A 15,195-nucleotide genomic window follows, 5' to 3' on the forward strand; every position below is an offset into this window, starting at 1 on the left:
GTCCGTGGGTTGTTGCGGACAAATCCAAGCCGAAAGGTCGTATCCCCCATGTTCGAAACCGTGAACCCCGCCACCGGCGAAGCCCGCCCCCCGATCGAGGAGCTGGACGCCGCCGGGATCGAGGCGGCGCTGGCGACCGCGCATGCCGCCTACAAGGACTGGCGCCTGACCTCGGTCGAGACGCGTACGGACCTTCTCTCCAAGATCGCCGAGGCGTTCGAGGCGAACAAAGACCGGCTGGCGCACACCGCGACCGAGGAGATGGGCAAGACGCTGAAATCCGCGATCGCCGAGGTCGAGAAATGCGCGGCGGGGTTCCGCTATTATGCGGAAGCCGGCCCCGATTTCCTGAAGGACCAGCGCGTCCAGACGAAGGGCGGGCACGCCATCGCCACGTGGCAACCGATTGGCATCGTGCTGGCGGTGATGCCGTGGAATTTCCCCTATTGGCAGGTGGTCCGCTTCCTCGCCCCCGCGATCCTTGCTGGCAATGTCGGGCTATTGAAGCACGCGTCGATCACGCAGGGCTGCGGCGCGCTGATCGAGGAGATGGTGCGGGCGGCGGGTGCGCCCGAGGGGCTGTTCACTAACCTGCCCATCAAGTCGGGCGCGGTCGAGGCGCTGATCGCCGACGACCGGGTCGCCGCGGTCACGCTGACGGGCAGCGAGGGCGCGGGGCAGAAGGTCGCCGAGGCGGCGGGCCGCGCGCTGAAGAAGGTGGTGCTGGAACTGGGCGGGTCGGACCCGTTCATCGTCCTGCCGTCCGCCGACCTCGACGAGGCGGCGAAGGTTGCGACGACCGCGCGCATCCAGAATGCCGGCCAGTCGTGCATCTGCGCCAAGCGGATGATCGTCCACGCGGACGTGTTCGACGCCTTTCTCGACAAATTCTCGGCCGCGATGCGCGCGGCGAAGGTCGGCGATCCGATGGACGAGGCCAATGACATCGGCCCGTTGTCGAGCTTCGAGCAGCGCGACACGGTGATCGAGCAGGTGGCGCGGGCGCGAGAAGAGGGCGCACGGCTGTTGTTCGGGGCGGAGAAGCTGGACCTTCCGGGCGCGTATCTGACGCCGGGCATCCTTCTCGACGTCGATCCGGACAGCGACTTTGCGAAGGAGGAGCTGTTCGGGCCGGTGGCGATGGTGTTCCGGGCCGACGACCTCGACGCCGCGATCGCGCTCGCCAACGACGTGCCGTTTGGCCTCGGCTCCTCGATCTGGACGAACGACGAGGGCGAGCGCGAGCGGCTGGTCCGCGACCTCGAATGCGGGATGGTCGCGGTGAACCAGATGGTCGCCTCGGTGCCGGAAGCGCCGTTCGGCGGCATCAAGCGCTCGGGCCATGGCCGCGAACTGGGGCCGTGGGGGATGCACGAGTTCATGAACCTCAAGGCGGTATTGGTGAAGGATTGAGGGTGGGGCAGGCTGCACCCTCGCGAAGGATCATGCCATGTTCGTGAACTTCAACGGCGACTGGCCGCCGATGCCTGAGCAGCCCGCGCCGCCGCCGCCAAAGCCGCGCCTCGACCGCAAGGCGGAGGTGCGACTCGGCTGGGTGATCGCGCTCAACCTCGTCATGCTGGTGCTAGGGCCGCTTGCCGGGGCGACGGTGCTCCATGCGCTGATCGCCGCGTTCTCCGGTTGAGCGGCGGGCGCGAAGGCGCTAGGGCGCGCGTCGCCAGAGGGCCGGGCGACCGCGGGTGGGGGTGACCTCGCGCGAGGAAAGTCCGGGCTCCACGAGACAGCGGTGCCGGGTAACGCCCGGCGGGGGCGACCCCAGGGAAAGTGCCACAGAGAGCAGACGGCGACGGTTTCGACCACGCCACGGTGAAAGGGTGCGGCAAGAGCGCACCGCGCGCCCGGTAACGGGGGCGGCACGGCAAACCCCACCGGGAGCAAGACCGAATAGGGGCGGCGCATGGGCCTTGTCTCGGCCCGTCGCCCGGGTTGGTTGCTTGAGCGCGTCGGCAACGGCGCGCCTAGAGGAATGGTCGCCCAGTCCCGTTCGCGGGACGGACAGAACCCGGCTTATAGGCCCTCTGGCGAATTTCTGCTTGGGTGCGCGAGAGCAAATGTCCGCTTTGGGCAGGAAAGCGGATATTGGCTGGCCAGGATAAGCTTTCTGAGGAAGCCGTCAGCTTTCTGCTGGGAGGCGCATAAACGTTGCTCTCAAAGCACAAGCTACAACGGCGGCAATAATCAACGCGAGACTTGGGTAGTCGTCATTCTTGACCATGTCGATTAAGCCAGCGGTAGCCAGCCAAACAACCGTTATGAGCAAAAGCCTGCCTGCAAAAAATCGCAACCGCGGGTGTGTGCGAAGTTGCAGATCCAGAGATAGGTTGCCCATTGATCACTCCATAGCCGCGAGGCTGTCATGATATAGCTATGTCCGCAAATTTACGTAAGCGGAAGGTCTGCTTTAGCCGAAAGCGGCCTCTCACCGGTGTGCCCGCGCCGACGGTCGCGTATTTGTCGCAAGACACGCCCGCTATCCCCGCTTGCGCACCGCAGCATCCGGCCTATCTGCTGTCCGGACATGAGACGGCCGACACGATCCAACGACTGGGGCTTTCCGCGGTGGCGGGGCTATGAGGCCGAGCGGGCGGCGACGCAGGTTCGGCTGTGCGACCGGCATGGCTGCGACGCGCCGGGTAACTGCCCCGCGCCCAAGTCGCCCAACAGCCCCGAACGCTGGTATTTCTGCGAGACGCATGCCGCCGAATACAACAAGGGCTGGGACTATTTCGCCGGCCTGTCGGCGGAAGAAGCCGCGCAGCGCGAGGCGGACGAGCGGCGTGATGCGTCGGGCTTTTCCGAATCGAAGCACAATGCGTGGGCCGGGCCGGGCGACGGCAGCCGATCACGCGACGAGATGCGCGCGCTCGACGTCCTGGAGCTGGAGGCGGATGCCGATTTCGAGGCGGTGAAGCTCGCCTGGCGGCGTCATGCCAAGGCCAACCACCCCGATCTGCGCCCCGGCGACGCCGACGCGGCGGAGCGGTTCCGGCAGGGGCAGGCGGCCTATGACGTGCTGCGCTCGGCCGAGGAGCGGCGGCAGTGGAAGCCCGCCTGACCGCATGAAGGCGCCAGATGAAGACTGAAGTCCGCTCGAACTGGTCGAACACAGTGCTCGTCTGCGCCAAATGTTCGAAGCGCGTCGGCGGCGGCTTCGGCCCGAAGCGCAAGACCGCGCTGTCGAAGGCGCTGCGCAAGCACTTGCACCTAAAGAAGGGCCGCAAGGGCGCAGCGGGGGTGGTCGAGGTCAAGTGCCTCGGCATTTGTCCGCGCGATGCCGTCGTGGTGGTGAACGGCGCCGAGCCGCGGACGTGGCATCTTGTCCGGCCGGGCAGCGATCTGGACGAGGTTGCAAAGTCGGTGGGGCTCGCCGACACCTAGGGCTTCCGCGATCAGGGGGATTGGCATGGAAACGATCGGCCGCGACCTTGCCGAGATGCAGCGGGTGCCGCTGGCGCCGGCCCATGTCGAGGCGATCCGGCGCGCGGGGGCCGAGGCCTTTTACCCCGCGGGCACGTTCCTCGTCCGGCCGGGCGATCCCGTCGAGCAGTTCGTCTATGTGATCGAGGGCGAGATCGAGGTGGTCGATCCGTTTACGGGCGAGCGGCTGGTCCCCTCCGCCCTCGGCCCGACGCAGTTCATGGCGGAAATCTCGTTCCTGAGCGGCGGCAGCTGGTCGATGGCGATGCGCGCGGCGCGCGACACGCGGGTGATCGAGGTGCCGCGGCCGGCGATGCTGTCGCTGATGGCGCACGTGCCCGAGATGTCGGACATCATCATCACCGTCCTGTCCGCGCGCCGCCGCCGCCAGCTGGAGGCGCCGGGAAGCTCGCTGGTCCTGATCGGCGAGGAGGCCGACCGGAGCGTGCGCCGCGTCGCCGAGTTCGCGAGCCGCAACCGCATCCCCTATGCCTCCCACCCGCTCGGCAGCGAGGCGGCGGCGGTCGTCGCGGGGCATTGCGCGATTCCGGCCGGGCGGCCGGCGGTGATCTTCGGCCGCCATCAGGTGGTCGAGCCGCGCACCCCGCATGAGATCGCCCGGCGCCTGGGCCTGTGCCGCGAGTTCGTCGACGACGAGGCGGTCGATGTGCTGATCGTCGGCGCGGGGCCGGCGGGAACCGCGGCGGCGGTCTATGCCGGGGCGGAGGGGCTGTCGGCACTGGTGGTCGAGGACAATGCGATCGGCGGGCAGGCGGGCACGTCGAGCCGGATCGAGAATTACATGGGCTTCCCCACCGGCATTTCCGGCGCCGACCTGGTCTGGCGGGGCGAGGTGCAGGCGATGAAGTTCGGCACGCGCTTCGTAATGCCGCTGCGCGTGATGCAGCTGGAACGGCTGGAGGGCGGCGACTTCTGCGCGACATTCGATAATGGCCAGCGGGTGCGCGCGGGCGCGGTGGTCGTCGCGACGGGGGTGCAGTACCGCCGGCTGCCCATCGACCGGCTGGCCGAGTTCGAGGGCGCGGGCATCTATTACGCCGCGACCGAGAACGAGGCGCGCTTCTGCCGCGACACCGAGGTGATCGTGATCGGCGGCGGCAATTCGGCGGGGCAGGCGGCAATGTTCCTGAGCCGTGTCGCCCGCCGCGTGCGCGTGCTGGTGCGGGGAAACAGCCTCGCCACCTCGATGTCGAGCTATCTGTCGAGCCGGCTGGAGGCGGATCCGGCGATCACGATCGACTATGGCGCTGCCGCCGTCGCGGTGCATGGCGATGAGAAGCTGGAGGCGGTGACCATCGCCCGCGGGGATGCGACCGAGACGGTCGAGACCTGCGCGATGTTCGTGATGGTCGGCGCGGTTCCCAATACCGGCTGGCTGGCGGGGCTGGTCGCGCTCGACAACAAGGGCTTCGTGCTGACGGGCGAGGCGGTGGGGGCCGCCTCGCCCTATGCGACGTCGTGCGAGGGTGTGTTCGCGGTCGGCGACGTCCGTGCCGGATCGGTCAAGCGCGTCGCCTCGTCGGTGGGGGAGGGGTCGGTGGTGATCTCCTCGGTCTGGTCGCACCTGGCAGGCCGGCGTTAAGCCGGCGCGGCGACCCGGCCCGTCCGCTCCAGCTTGCCCCAGCCGACCATCCAGCCGCCGATTGCCGAGGCGATGGCGCGCAGCACCACCCAATACATGATCTGGCGATAGACCAGCCGCTGCGCGACGAGCAGTAGCGCCGGGTAGCGTGAGTTGTGCCCGTCGAGGCGATAGGCGACCCATCCGCACGCCACGTCGATCGCGGTGAAGGCGAGCCAGTAGAGCCCCATCGTCCCCACGTCGCCGGCGGTCTGTGCCCAGCCGTGTTGGACGACGCGCATTACCGTGCCGACGATCGAGACGACGAGCGCCAGGTCGATCAGCGGCGAGATCGCGGCGAAGGCAATCTGGAACAGCCACGCCTGGGGCAGGCCGACCAGCGCGAGGCCCGAGGGGCGGCGGGTGCGCAGGACCGAGCGGTGCTTCCACAGGCACTGGAGCGTGCCGAACGCCCAGCGATAGCGCTGCTTGGCGAGCGCGGCGAAGCTCTCGGGCGCTTCGGTCCAAGCGGTGGCGCGCGGGTCGTAGGTGACGCGCCAGCCGGCGCGCTGGACGGCGATGGTCAGGTCCTGATCCTCGGCCAGCGTATCCTCGGGATAGCCGCCGACCGCGTCGAGCGCGGCGCGCCGCCATGCGCCGACTGCGCCGGGGACGACGGTCATCGCCTCGAACCCCGCCAGCGCGCGGCGCTCGAGATTCTGCGCGGTGATGTACTCGATCGCCTGCCACCGGGTGACGAGGTTGACGCGGTTGCCGACCCGCGCGTCGCCCGCGACCGCGCCGATGAGCGGATCGGCGAACCACCGCGCGAGGCGGCGGATCGTCGTCGGCTCGAACTGCGTATCGGCGTCGAGCGCGATGATGACCTCGCCCGTGGCTTGAAGGAGGGCGCGGTTGAGTGCCGCCGCCTTGCCGCCGTTGCGCATCGTGAGCAGCGTGACGCGCGGGTCGTTCGCGAACTCGCGCGCGACGATCGGGCTCGTCTCGTCGGTCGAGCCGTCGTCGGCGACGATCACCTGGAGCGCGGGATAGTCGCTGGCGAGGACGCGCGCGACCGAGGCGGCGATCACCCGCGCCTCGTTATGCGCGGGGATGATGACCGAGACGCTGGGTTCGTGCGCGGGCGGTTCGGCGCGGCGGCGGCGGCTCTGCCACCAGGCGAGGGCGGCCATCGTCACTGCCCGCCCGATGCCGAGCGCGATCGCGACGTAGAAGAGCCAGGTGACGATCGCGATGACCCCGGCGACGACGAGGAAGACGGCGACGTCAGTGCGCACGGCCCAGAGGTCGCCCTTCGCCACCTTCGGCATCGCCTCTGCCGGGGAAATGCCGGCAAGCTGCGAAGCGGTGACGAAGCGATAGCCCTCGGCGCTCAGCCGCGCGATCACCTGCGGGAGCGCGGCCAAGGTTTGGGCGCGGTCGCCGCCGCCGTCGTGGAGGAGGACGATGTTGGTCGCGTTCTCGGCGGTGCGGCCATGGATCTGGTCGACGACCTGGTTGACGATTTCGTCCACCCCCAGTCGCCGCCAGTCGTTCGGATCGACGTGGAGTCCGACGACGGTATAGCCCGCCTTCTGCGCCTCGATCGCCGGCCCGAGCTCGTCGGCCGTGGTGGGCTCCGCGTCGCCGAAATAGGGGGCGCGGAAGAGCGTCATCTGGCGGCCGGTATAGGCCTCGACCAGCCGCTGCGTGGCGTTGAGTTCCAGCCGGGTCTGCCGCTCGCTGGCGTCGGCGAGGTTGGGGTGGGTGTAGCTGTGGTTGCCGATCTCGTCCCCGTCGGCAACCATGCGGTTGAGGATCGCCGGGTGCGCGACCGCATTCTCGCCGATGACGAAGAAGGTGGCAGGGACGCGCGCCGCCTCCAGCACGCTCAGGATCTGCGGCGTCCAGGTGGCGTCGGGGCCGTCGTCGAAGGTGAGCGCGATCGCCTTCGGATCCTGCGCCCCGGTGCGCTGGACGACGTACGGGGTCGGGAGCGCGGCATAGCGCTCGCCGCGGATCATCCCCTGCGGGTCGAGGTCGATCAGGCGGCGGCCGGTGGTCGGCGTCGCGGTGATGCGCAGGATTTCGCCCGATCCCTCGACATCGGTGCTGAGCAGCGACTTGGGTGCCGACAGGTCAGGGGTGCCGCCCTTTCGGAAGGCGCGCATGTCGGCCCATATGCCGGGGTCCTCGCTGCCCAGCCGCCACAAGGCGACCTGGCCGATGCCGAGGCGCTTGAGCGCCTGCATCTCGTTCCAGCTGGTCGCGGCATCGACCATCCAGATGTCGTGGCGCTTGTCGCCCTCGTCATAGGCGAAGTGCGCGTTGCCGCTGGCGGAGTCGAAACCGATCGGTGCGGCGCTGTCGTGCGCGGCGAGCCAGGCATCCTCGACCGACAGCGCGTCGGTATCGTCGCCATGCCAGTCATAGGCGTAGCTGGCGAGCGCGACGACGAGCTTTTCGGCGGGGACGGTCCGCTGCGCATCCTCGACTTCGCGCACGAACCAGTGCTGGCCGGCGATGGGGCCGGCAACGCCGCCCTCCCAATGCTGGTCGTATGCCATGAAGATGAGCTTGTCCGACACGCGGGCGAGCGCGGCGAGTGGCCATGCCTCGTCCTCCGCCGGGGCGGTGACGGCGAGCTGGGCTCCGACGGGCAGCGCGGCGCGGAGCGTGCGGAGGAAGGCGATATAGTCGCCCATCGCACCGGCGGGCAGCGCCTCGAAATCCATGACGAGGCCCGCCTGATGATGCGCGACGACATAGGCGCCGAGCTTCGCCGCCATCGCGGCGCGCGCCGCCTTGTCGTGCAGCAGTGCGGCGGCACCGGCGCCATCCCATTCGTCGGTACCGAAATTCTGGACCATCGGCAGCACCTTCGGCGCGCGGGCCATGGTCGCGACTGCGGCGTCGAAGCGCGCGTCCTCGTCCACGCTCACGCGATGATTCGGGCCGGAAATGCTGATCGAGGCGGGGACGATCCAGTCGAGCTGGCCGGCATTGGCGCGCAGCGACGCGAGACCGCCATCGTCGCCGGGCACGTAGAAGCCGATGCCGAGCGACTGCGCGCCGCCATGGCCGCGGCCCTTTGGCAGCCAGGCGGCGAGGCGGTGGCCGAGCGTCTGGTGCGGCAGGCTCTCGCCCTTCAGATGCCGCCCGGGCAGGTCGAGCCCGCGGCCGCGCGGCACCGCGACCAGCGTCGTCGCAAAGGCGAGCGCGGCGACGAGGACCGCGGCGATCAGCGCGGCGACGCTCCGCTTGGCCCAGCGCCCGCGCCGGCCGGTGGGATCGAAGAAGACGGGCGTGCGCATCGGGGGTCGGACTCCGGTATCAGGGACGATGCCGGTCTAGGGCCGCCCCGATGACGCGGTGCTGGGACGCAACTTAAACTTTAGTCATCTTCCGTCGAGGATCGTCGGGTCCGCGCGGTCGATCGCGCCGACCATCCGCGCGACCAGCGTCTTGTCGTCGCCGCGCAGGAAATGGCCGCCGGGCAGGCCGATGACCTGCGCGCGGCTGCCGGCAAGCTGGGGGCAGAGGCTGTCGCGCTCCGCGGTGCCATAGATGCAGATGACGGGCGCGTAGCTCAGCGTGCGAAGCTTGGCGGCGGGATAGGCGTCGGGGGTGCCCATATAGGACAGGTTGCTCGGGTCGGCGCGGAAGAACGCGCTGGTGCCGGGGACGACGAGGACGATTGCGGCCACCTTGTCGCGCAGGTCGGCGGGCAGGTCGGGGGCGGCGGTGGCAACGATGTCGGCGCCATAGGACTGGCCCATCAGCAGCACGCGACGCGCGCCGGTCTTCGCCAGCGTGTCCCGGATCGTGCGGGTGACGACGGCGTCGACCTGCTCGCGGGTGTGATAGTGCGCAAACTCGACGACGGAGCTCAAACCGAGGACCGGGACGCCGCGCGCGACCAGCGCCGGGGCGGTGCGCGCGCCCATGCCATAGGCAAGGCCCATGTCGCCCGAGATGAACGCCGCGCCCACGTCGCGCCGCTTGCCGCTGGGTGCAAAGACCCGCTCGGCCTGATTGTCGATCAGGTGGAGCACTGGCGCGGCGGCGAAGATCAGATAGGCGATGCCGGCAAGGATCGCGGTGATGCCGACGAAGCGGCGGATGCGGGCGGCGCGGGTGAGGGGACGGGTCATAGGGTCGCTTCCTGAAGCCGGCCGGGCGCCGGGCGGGTCTGGGTCGCGCGAGGACTGCGCGGCGGGCGCGGGGGGCGGGTGTCGCCGATCAGGCGCGAGAGGTCGCGAAGCGCACGCAGCATGCCGACGCCCGCGGGGCCGGCGACGTAGCGCGGCTCCCAGGCGGGGGCGAACTTCTCCTTGTACTGGTGCAGCCCACTGAACCCGTAGAAGCGCTCCCCGTGGCGAAAGGCGAAGCGCGCGACCTTGGCCCAGGCGGGGGCGAGGCGGCGACCCTCGATCCCGGCGAGCGGCGCCATGCCGAGCGAGAAGCGGCGATAGCCCTGTTCCTGCGCCCAGCGGATCAGGTTGACGAACAGGAAGTCCATCGTGCCGCCCGGCGCGTCGACGCTGTGGCGCATCAGGTCGATCGATGCCTCTTCGCCCGTTTCCGTCAGCCAGAGATTGGCGAAGGCGACGATCCGCCCCTCGACCCGCACGACGGCCATATCGAACTGCATCAGATAGTCGCGGTCGAACCGGCCGAGGCTGAACCGCTTTTCGCGCTGGCGCTTGGCGGCGAGCCACTGGTCGGAGACGGCGCGCAGTTCGGGGAGCAGCGCGGGGACGGCGGCGCGGGGCACGATCTCGAAGGCGGCGCCGGTGCGGGCGACGGCGCGCTCCGACTTGCGCACCGAGCGCAGCCGCGGCGTGTCGAGCGTGAAGGCGGTGAGATCGACCACCGCCTCCTCGCCGTACTTGGCGATCGTCAGGCCCATGCCGATGGCGATGTCGAGGACCGCGGGCGACACCTCGTACAGGAGGACGCGGCCCTGTGCGCGGTCGGCACGGTCGCGCAGCGTCCAGAGGAGGTCGGCCCACGCCTCTCGCGCGCCGACCGGGTCGCCCATTGCGATCCAGCTGGCGCCGCGCACTTGATACATGAGGAACGCGTCACCGCCCTCGGCCACGAGGAACCGCTTGTCGCCGGTCAGCGCCAGCATCGCCTCGGTCCGGGTGGCGGTGGCCAGGATCGGGCGGATGGCGTCGAGGCCGGGCTCGTTCGCGCTCCCCGCGGCGGGGGCGGCGGCCATCAGTCGCCAGACGGTGGCCCCGGCCAGCGCCACTGCGACGGCCAGCATCGCGCGCAGAAACCGCGGCGCATCGCCCCGCCACGCGAAGCTCCACCACAGGTCGTCGTCATAGGGAACGTGGCGATAGGCGAAGAAGCCCGCCCATGCCGCCAGCGCCACGACCGCCGCGATCGAGGCGAGCCAGCCCGCTGTCAGCGGCTGCTGCGTCAGCGCGGTGCGGCGATAGAAGGCGCCGCGCGTCGCCTGTAGGAGGCCCGCGAGGATCAGGCAGACGGTCGCCTCCTCGACATCGACACCCTTGAGCACCGAGAACAGCGCGCCCGCGATCAGCAGCAGCCGCGTCGCATGAAATGCGCCGTCGAGCCGGCGATAGAGGCCTGGGGCGAGCAGCAGAAGCCCGGTGCCGGCGAGGCTGGCGGCGACGTGGCTCGCCTCGATGAAAGGAAGCGGCAGGATGCCGGCGAGCAGCCCCATGCGCTGGTGAAGTGCGGGGAGCGAGCCCGACAGCAGCAGCATCGCCCCGCCCATGAAGGTGGCGGCGGCAAGGACGAGCGGGGAGAGGCCGTTCGCCACCGACTGTGCCCCCGCCATGATCCGCCGGAGCGCGCGCCGCTGCGCCGCCTCGTGCCCCGCGAGCAGGATGACGCCGAGCGCGAGGGGGAGGAGATAGTAGATCAGGCGATAGGCGATGAGCGCGGCGAACAGCGTCGCGCGGTCGCCGGGGACGACGGCGAGCACCACCGCCTCGAACACGCCCAGCCCGCCGGGCACGTGCGTCAGCACTGCTGCTACGATCGCGAGCGCATAGGCGAGGATGAAGGCGGGGAGCAGCGCCGGGCTGGCGCCGGGGATGAGCACGAACAGCGCGGCGCTGGCAAAGGCGATGTCGACCAGCGCGACGCCGATCTGCGCGAGCCACTGGCCCGCGTCGGGGACGGGGATCGTCAGCCCGAGGAGGCGCACCGGTCCGTTGAGCCTTGCGGCGACGACCACGCCCGCGGCCATCGCCAGTACCGCGAGCGCGCCGATCACATGGACGAAGAGCGCCGACAGCGTGAACCCGGCGATTGCCAGCGTTCCGGCATGGAGCAGCATCGCCGCGCCCGCGATCGTGAGCACGCCCGCCCAGAACCCGCTGGCGGCGAGCCCCACGACCTGCGCCACCTCGCCCCCGTCCAGCCCGGCGGCGGTATAGACGCGGTAGCGCGCCGATCCGCCAGTGAGCAGCGACAGGCCCAGATTGTGGCTGAGCGTATAGCTGGTGAACGAAGCGAGAGCTGCGGTCCGCCAAGGGAGCGCACGGCCGATGACGCGCAGCGCGAGCACGTCGTAGAAGGTGAGCGCCAGATAGCTCGCGCCCGTGAACAGGAGCGCGAGAAACACCTGCTGCCCATTCAGTGCATCGGCGGCAGCGCGCACATCGGCGTAGCGGATCTCGCGCGTCATCGCCTCCAGCGCGCCGAAGCCGATGGCGATCAGCGCGAGCACCACGCCGACGATGATCAGCCGGCGATGCCGCTCGACCAGGGCGCGGGCGGCGTTCATCGCGGCAGCGCCTCGACGCGCGTCCACACCTGCGTCTTGCAGAACAGGCCGCCCAGGACGCAGCCGCGAATGCGCAGCTCGTTGGCCGACACCGCCTCGATCCGGGAGGAGAAGCGGCGGTTCATGTCGGGGACGAAGACGGTGCCCGTCCAGCTTCCCGGCCCGTCGCGCTCATAGCCTTGCAGCAATTCGGTGCCGACCAGCCGGTCGACGCCGCCGTCCTTTGCATCCGCCTCCGCCTCCGCACTTGCCCACGCGACCCAGCCGCACCAGCGTTCCGCCCCGCAATTGCCGGTGCGCACGACAACGGTGCGGTGCGGGTTCTGCCACAGGCCGGCAAGGTTGGGGGCGGGCTGGGCCGCGGCGGGCGCGGCGGCCAGCATCGCGGCGGCGACCGCGAGGATCGCGTGAGGGCGCATCATGTTCTTCCCTGGGAACGACGCGATCATCGGCTGATCGCATAGGTGATGACGAAACAGGCTAGCGTCAGCAGGACCATCGCCGCGATGAACGCGGCATCGGCGATTCGCTCCAGCCCGTGGAGCCGCTGGTGCGACTGGACGCGCAGCGCGATGTAGGAGGCGAGCGTCGCGGCCAGGAACAGCAGCGCGTCGAGCGAGAGCAGGTCGTCGGCGATCGTCTCGCGCCCGCGCACCGACGCGACGACGCGCAGCAGCCCGATGCCCGTCAGACAGACGCCGACCATCGCCGCCGCGACCGGACAGATCATTCGGCACGTCCGCTCGTCGAGCACCGCGCGCTGTCGGCGCGCTTTTGCTTCGGTATCGGCGGGGCGGGGACGGACCTTCATCCCGTCCCGCTACGCCCCCGCCGCCTACGCCGCCCTGGCCGGAACATGAGCAAAAGTTCATCTGCTCCCCACCCGGCGGACGGGCGGGGCGGGGCAGAAGGGCGGGGATGGAGGACGATCCATGCCCCTTTCGAAAACGCCCCTGACGAGGATGAAGGCCGATGGCGGCGCGGCGATGCGCGCGCTGCGCGTCGTCACCGCGCTGACGCTGCTGGCGGCGATGCTGGCGGGCGTGCTCGCATGGCGGGGGGTGGTGGCGCATCGGCGCGAGGACCGCGACTGGCTGGGCGCGGTGCTGACGGTGGCGCCGGGCAAACGGCACACGCTCCTGGTCGACAGCCTGCGCAGCGGCGGGATCGCCGAGCAGGCGGGGCTCCGCGTCGGCGACAGGATCGAGACGATCGACGCCCGCGCCCCCGCCGATGCCGATGCGATCGGCGATGCGCTGGGGGCGGAGGCGCATGTCGCCTTGCATGTTCGGCGCGGGGGCCGCACGCTCGACCTCGATGTGCCGGCGACGCGGAGCTGATTCATGAGCCACAGGATCCTGGTCGTCGAGGACGACCGGGCAACGGGCGACTTCATCGCCAAGGGCCTCAGCGAGGAAGGCTTCGTCGTCGACCGCGCCGACAATGGCCGCGACGGCCTGTTCCACGCCACCGACGGCAGCTACGATTGCATCGTTCTCGACCGGATGCTGCCCGGCCTCGACGGCATGTCCGTGCTCGCCGCGGTCCGCGCGGCGGGGGTGGCGACGCCGGTCATCATCCTGTCGGCGCTGGGATCGGCGGAGGACCGGATCGCCGGGCTGACCGGCGGGTCCGACGATTATTTGACCAAGCCTTTCGCCTTTGCCGAGCTGCTCGCGCGCGTTCGCCTGCTGATCCGCCGCCGTGTTGCCGCGCCAGGGCCGGAGACGGTGTTGTCCAGCGCCGACCTCGAGATGGACCTGCTCGCGCGCCGGGTGCGGCGGGGCGGGCGGACGATCGACCTGCAACCGCGCGAGTTCCGCCTTCTCGAGTTCCTGCTGCGCCATGCCGAGCAGGTCGTGACGCGCACGATGCTGCTCGAAGGCGTCTGGGACTATCATTTCGACCCCGGAACGAACGTCGTCGACGTGCACCTCAGCCGCCTGCGCAAGAAGGTCGATCAGGGCGAGGAGAAGCCGCTGCTTCATACCGTGCGCGGCGCTGGATACCGGCTCGGCGCGGAGCCGTGATCTGGCGATCGACGACGCTGCGCTTCGCGGCGCTCGTCTTCCTGGCACAGGTGGTGGCGGCCGCGGTGCTGCTCGCCGGGCTCGGCGCGGTACTGCGCGGGCGCAGCGATGCGGAGGCGGCGGCGGCGGCGGAGACGGTGCGCAGCGACCTGCTCGCCACCCATGCGCAGGGCGGTCTGCCCGCGCTTGCCCGCGCGATCGAGTTTCGCCGGACGCAGGCGATGACGGGGGGCGAGGTGATGCTGCTCGCCGCCGCCGACGGATCGCGGCTGGCGGGTAATGTCGGCGACTGGCCGCCGAGTGTCGCGCCGGGCGCCGACGATGTCGACGTCACGCTCTATCGTCTCGGCCATGTCGAGGCGGAGACGATGCTGGTCCGTGCGACCGCGCTGCCCGGCGGGGCGCGGCTGCTGACCGGCATGGTGGTCGAGGGGGAGCGCAACCTCCTGTCGCTGCTCGAACGTGCCAGCCTCGCCGCGCTGGCGCTGGCGCTGGTGTTCGCAGCGCTGGCGGCGTGGCTGTCGGCGCGGGTCATCACCGGGCGGCTGGAGGGCACGGTCGAGACGCTGCGCCATGTGCGCGGCGGATCGCTGGCGGAGCGGGTGGCCCCGGACGGATCGGGCGATGCGTTCGCGATGCTGGGCGAGGAGGTGAACCGCACGCTCGACCGCGTGGCGGCGCTGATCGGCGAGTTGAAGATCGCGACCGACGGCCTGGCCCATGACCTTCGCTCGCCGCTGACCCGGCTGCGCGTCGCGCTCGAACGCGCCGGCGCCGAGGTCGGCCACGGACCCGCACGCGACGCGATCGAGCGCGCCGAGGGCGAGGGCGAGCGCCTGCTCGCGCTGGTCGAGACCGCGCTGGCGATCAGTCGGGCGGAGGCGGGGCTGGGCCGCGACCATTTCGCCCCGGTCGACCTGTCTGCGATGGTCGAGGATATCGCCGACCTCTACGCCCCCGTCGTCGAGGAGGCGGGGCGCTCGATCCGGGTCGAGGCGCCGGCGGCGCTCATCCGTCCGATCCACCGGCAGCTGCTCGATCAGGCGATCGGCAACCTGATCGACAACGCGCTGAAATACGGCGCGGGCACGATCACGCTCGGGCTCACCATTTGGGGTGAGGGCGCGGTCGTCACCGTCGCCGACGAGGGTACGGGAATCGCGCCCGATCAGCGGGGCGAAGCGCTGCGCCGGTTCGGCCGGCTCGACCCCGCCCGCGGCGGAAACGGCGCAGGCCTTGGCCTCGCGCTCGTCCAGGCAGTCGCGCACCTGCACGGCGGCGAGGTCGAACTGGGCGATGCAGGCCCCGGATTGGCGGTTTCGATCCGGCTCGCCGCCGCCTGACGACCCGGCCGGGCGGCCATCCGTAGTTCT

General features: G+C 70.4%; 13 protein-coding genes and 1 other RNA gene. 9 read left to right on the forward strand and 5 right to left on the reverse strand.

Translation table 11 applies throughout. The features are described from left to right. Positions 1 to 48: 48 nt before the first annotated feature. The 6 genes from FHR19_RS06000 to FHR19_RS06025 all read left to right on the forward strand — a co-directional run bounded on the left by FHR19_RS06000 (position 49) and on the right by FHR19_RS06025 (position 5,041). Positions 49 to 1,413 (forward strand): NAD-dependent succinate-semialdehyde dehydrogenase, encoded by a 1,365-nt coding sequence (locus FHR19_RS06000; RefSeq protein ID WP_184025560.1) that lies wholly within the window; start codon positions 49 to 51, stop codon positions 1,411 to 1,413. Between the two features lie 37 nt (positions 1,414 to 1,450). After that, a complete protein-coding gene (locus FHR19_RS06005; protein ID WP_184025563.1) occupies positions 1,451 to 1,645 on the forward strand; it encodes a hypothetical protein in 195 nt (64 codons plus the stop codon). Positions 1,646 to 1,678: 33 nt separating this feature from the next. Next, positions 1,679 to 2,047, forward strand: an RNA gene (gene rnpB / locus FHR19_RS06010) — RNase P RNA component class A. A 492-nt stretch (positions 2,048 to 2,539) separates the two neighbouring features. Next, a complete protein-coding gene (locus tag FHR19_RS06015; RefSeq protein WP_184025566.1) occupies positions 2,540 to 3,076 on the forward strand; it encodes a J domain-containing protein in 537 nt (178 codons plus the stop codon). 17 nt (positions 3,077 to 3,093) lie between these two features. Beyond that, the gene (locus FHR19_RS06020; RefSeq protein ID WP_184025569.1) at positions 3,094 to 3,399 is read left to right on the forward strand and encodes a (2Fe-2S) ferredoxin domain-containing protein; all 306 of its coding nucleotides are present in this window, start codon (positions 3,094 to 3,096) and stop codon (positions 3,397 to 3,399) included. Between the two features lie 25 nt (positions 3,400 to 3,424). Continuing rightward, the gene (locus FHR19_RS06025; RefSeq protein ID WP_184025572.1) at positions 3,425 to 5,041 is read left to right on the forward strand and encodes an FAD-dependent oxidoreductase; all 1,617 of its coding nucleotides are present in this window, start codon (positions 3,425 to 3,427) and stop codon (positions 5,039 to 5,041) included. Here the strand turns inward: FHR19_RS06025 and FHR19_RS06030 are convergent. From FHR19_RS06030 to FHR19_RS06050, 5 genes are all read right to left on the reverse strand, one after another. After that, positions 5,038 to 8,334: a trifunctional glycoside hydrolase family 18/polysaccharide deacetylase/glycosyltransferase family 2 protein gene (locus tag FHR19_RS06030; protein ID WP_184025575.1), complete on the reverse strand. Its 3,297-nt coding sequence runs from the start codon at positions 8,332 to 8,334 to the stop codon at positions 5,038 to 5,040. The genes FHR19_RS06025 and FHR19_RS06030 overlap by 4 nt on opposite strands. Positions 8,335 to 8,418: 84 nt before the next feature. After that, positions 8,419 to 9,174, reverse strand: coding sequence for an AcvB/VirJ family lysyl-phosphatidylglycerol hydrolase (locus FHR19_RS06035; protein ID WP_184025579.1), 756 nt, complete (start codon positions 9,172 to 9,174; stop codon positions 8,419 to 8,421). Further along, positions 9,171 to 11,792, reverse strand: a complete 2,622-nt coding sequence (mprF, locus tag FHR19_RS06040; RefSeq protein WP_184025582.1) for a bifunctional lysylphosphatidylglycerol flippase/synthetase MprF — start codon at positions 11,790 to 11,792, stop codon at positions 9,171 to 9,173. Before mprF ends, FHR19_RS06035 begins: the two co-directional genes overlap by 4 nt. Beyond that, positions 11,789 to 12,211, reverse strand: a complete 423-nt coding sequence (locus tag FHR19_RS06045; RefSeq protein WP_184025973.1) for a DUF2147 domain-containing protein — start codon at positions 12,209 to 12,211, stop codon at positions 11,789 to 11,791. The genes mprF and FHR19_RS06045 overlap by 4 nt, the downstream gene beginning before the upstream one ends. Positions 12,212 to 12,237: 26 nt before the next feature. Next, positions 12,238 to 12,603, reverse strand: a complete 366-nt coding sequence (locus FHR19_RS06050; protein WP_184025585.1) for a hypothetical protein — start codon at positions 12,601 to 12,603, stop codon at positions 12,238 to 12,240. 121 nt (positions 12,604 to 12,724) lie between these two features. On the opposite strand from FHR19_RS06050, the gene FHR19_RS06055 reads away from it, so the two are divergent. From FHR19_RS06055 to FHR19_RS06065, 3 genes are read left to right on the forward strand one after another with little or no spacing between them, the layout of a single operon-like run. Further along, the gene (locus FHR19_RS06055) at positions 12,725 to 13,132 is read left to right on the forward strand and encodes a PDZ domain-containing protein (protein ID WP_184025588.1); all 408 of its coding nucleotides are present in this window, start codon (positions 12,725 to 12,727) and stop codon (positions 13,130 to 13,132) included. A gap of 3 nt (positions 13,133 to 13,135) precedes the next feature. Beyond that, positions 13,136 to 13,822: a winged helix-turn-helix domain-containing protein gene (locus FHR19_RS06060; RefSeq protein ID WP_184025590.1), complete on the forward strand. Its 687-nt coding sequence runs from the start codon at positions 13,136 to 13,138 to the stop codon at positions 13,820 to 13,822. Then, the gene (locus tag FHR19_RS06065) at positions 13,819 to 15,165 is read left to right on the forward strand and encodes an ATP-binding protein (protein ID WP_184025591.1); all 1,347 of its coding nucleotides are present in this window, start codon (positions 13,819 to 13,821) and stop codon (positions 15,163 to 15,165) included. Before FHR19_RS06060 ends, FHR19_RS06065 begins: the two co-directional genes overlap by 4 nt. Positions 15,166 to 15,195: the final 30 nt, after the last annotated feature.

The sequence above is a fragment of the Sphingomonas yantingensis genome, assembly GCF_014199325.1.
In the GTDB taxonomy this organism is placed as follows: domain Bacteria; phylum Pseudomonadota; class Alphaproteobacteria; order Sphingomonadales; family Sphingomonadaceae; genus Sphingomonas; species Sphingomonas yantingensis.

Excerpts from the sequence above, each read along its gene's own strand:
- FHR19_RS06060 (WP_184025590.1), top strand. The coding sequence starts at position 13,136 with ATGAGCCACAGGATCCTGGTCGTCGAGGACGACCGGGCAACGGGCGAC.
- FHR19_RS06000 (WP_184025560.1), top strand. The coding sequence starts at position 49 with ATGTTCGAAACCGTGAACCCCGCCACCGGCGAAGCCCGCCCCCCGATC.
- FHR19_RS06035 (WP_184025579.1), bottom strand. The coding sequence starts at position 9,174 with ATGACCCGTCCCCTCACCCGCGCCGCCCGCATCCGCCGCTTCGTCGGC.
- FHR19_RS06005 (WP_184025563.1), top strand. The coding sequence starts at position 1,451 with ATGTTCGTGAACTTCAACGGCGACTGGCCGCCGATGCCTGAGCAGCCC.
- FHR19_RS06025 (WP_184025572.1), top strand. The coding sequence starts at position 3,425 with ATGGAAACGATCGGCCGCGACCTTGCCGAGATGCAGCGGGTGCCGCTG.
- mprF (WP_184025582.1), bottom strand. The coding sequence starts at position 11,792 with ATGAACGCCGCCCGCGCCCTGGTCGAGCGGCATCGCCGGCTGATCATC.
- FHR19_RS06030 (WP_184025575.1), bottom strand. The coding sequence starts at position 8,334 with ATGCGCACGCCCGTCTTCTTCGATCCCACCGGCCGGCGCGGGCGCTGG.
- FHR19_RS06055 (WP_184025588.1), top strand. The coding sequence starts at position 12,725 with ATGCCCCTTTCGAAAACGCCCCTGACGAGGATGAAGGCCGATGGCGGC.
- FHR19_RS06045 (WP_184025973.1), bottom strand. The coding sequence starts at position 12,211 with ATGCGCCCTCACGCGATCCTCGCGGTCGCCGCCGCGATGCTGGCCGCC.
- FHR19_RS06020 (WP_184025569.1), top strand. The coding sequence starts at position 3,094 with ATGAAGACTGAAGTCCGCTCGAACTGGTCGAACACAGTGCTCGTCTGC.
- FHR19_RS06050 (WP_184025585.1), bottom strand. The coding sequence starts at position 12,603 with ATGAAGGTCCGTCCCCGCCCCGCCGATACCGAAGCAAAAGCGCGCCGA.
- FHR19_RS06015 (WP_184025566.1), top strand. The coding sequence starts at position 2,540 with ATGAGACGGCCGACACGATCCAACGACTGGGGCTTTCCGCGGTGGCGG.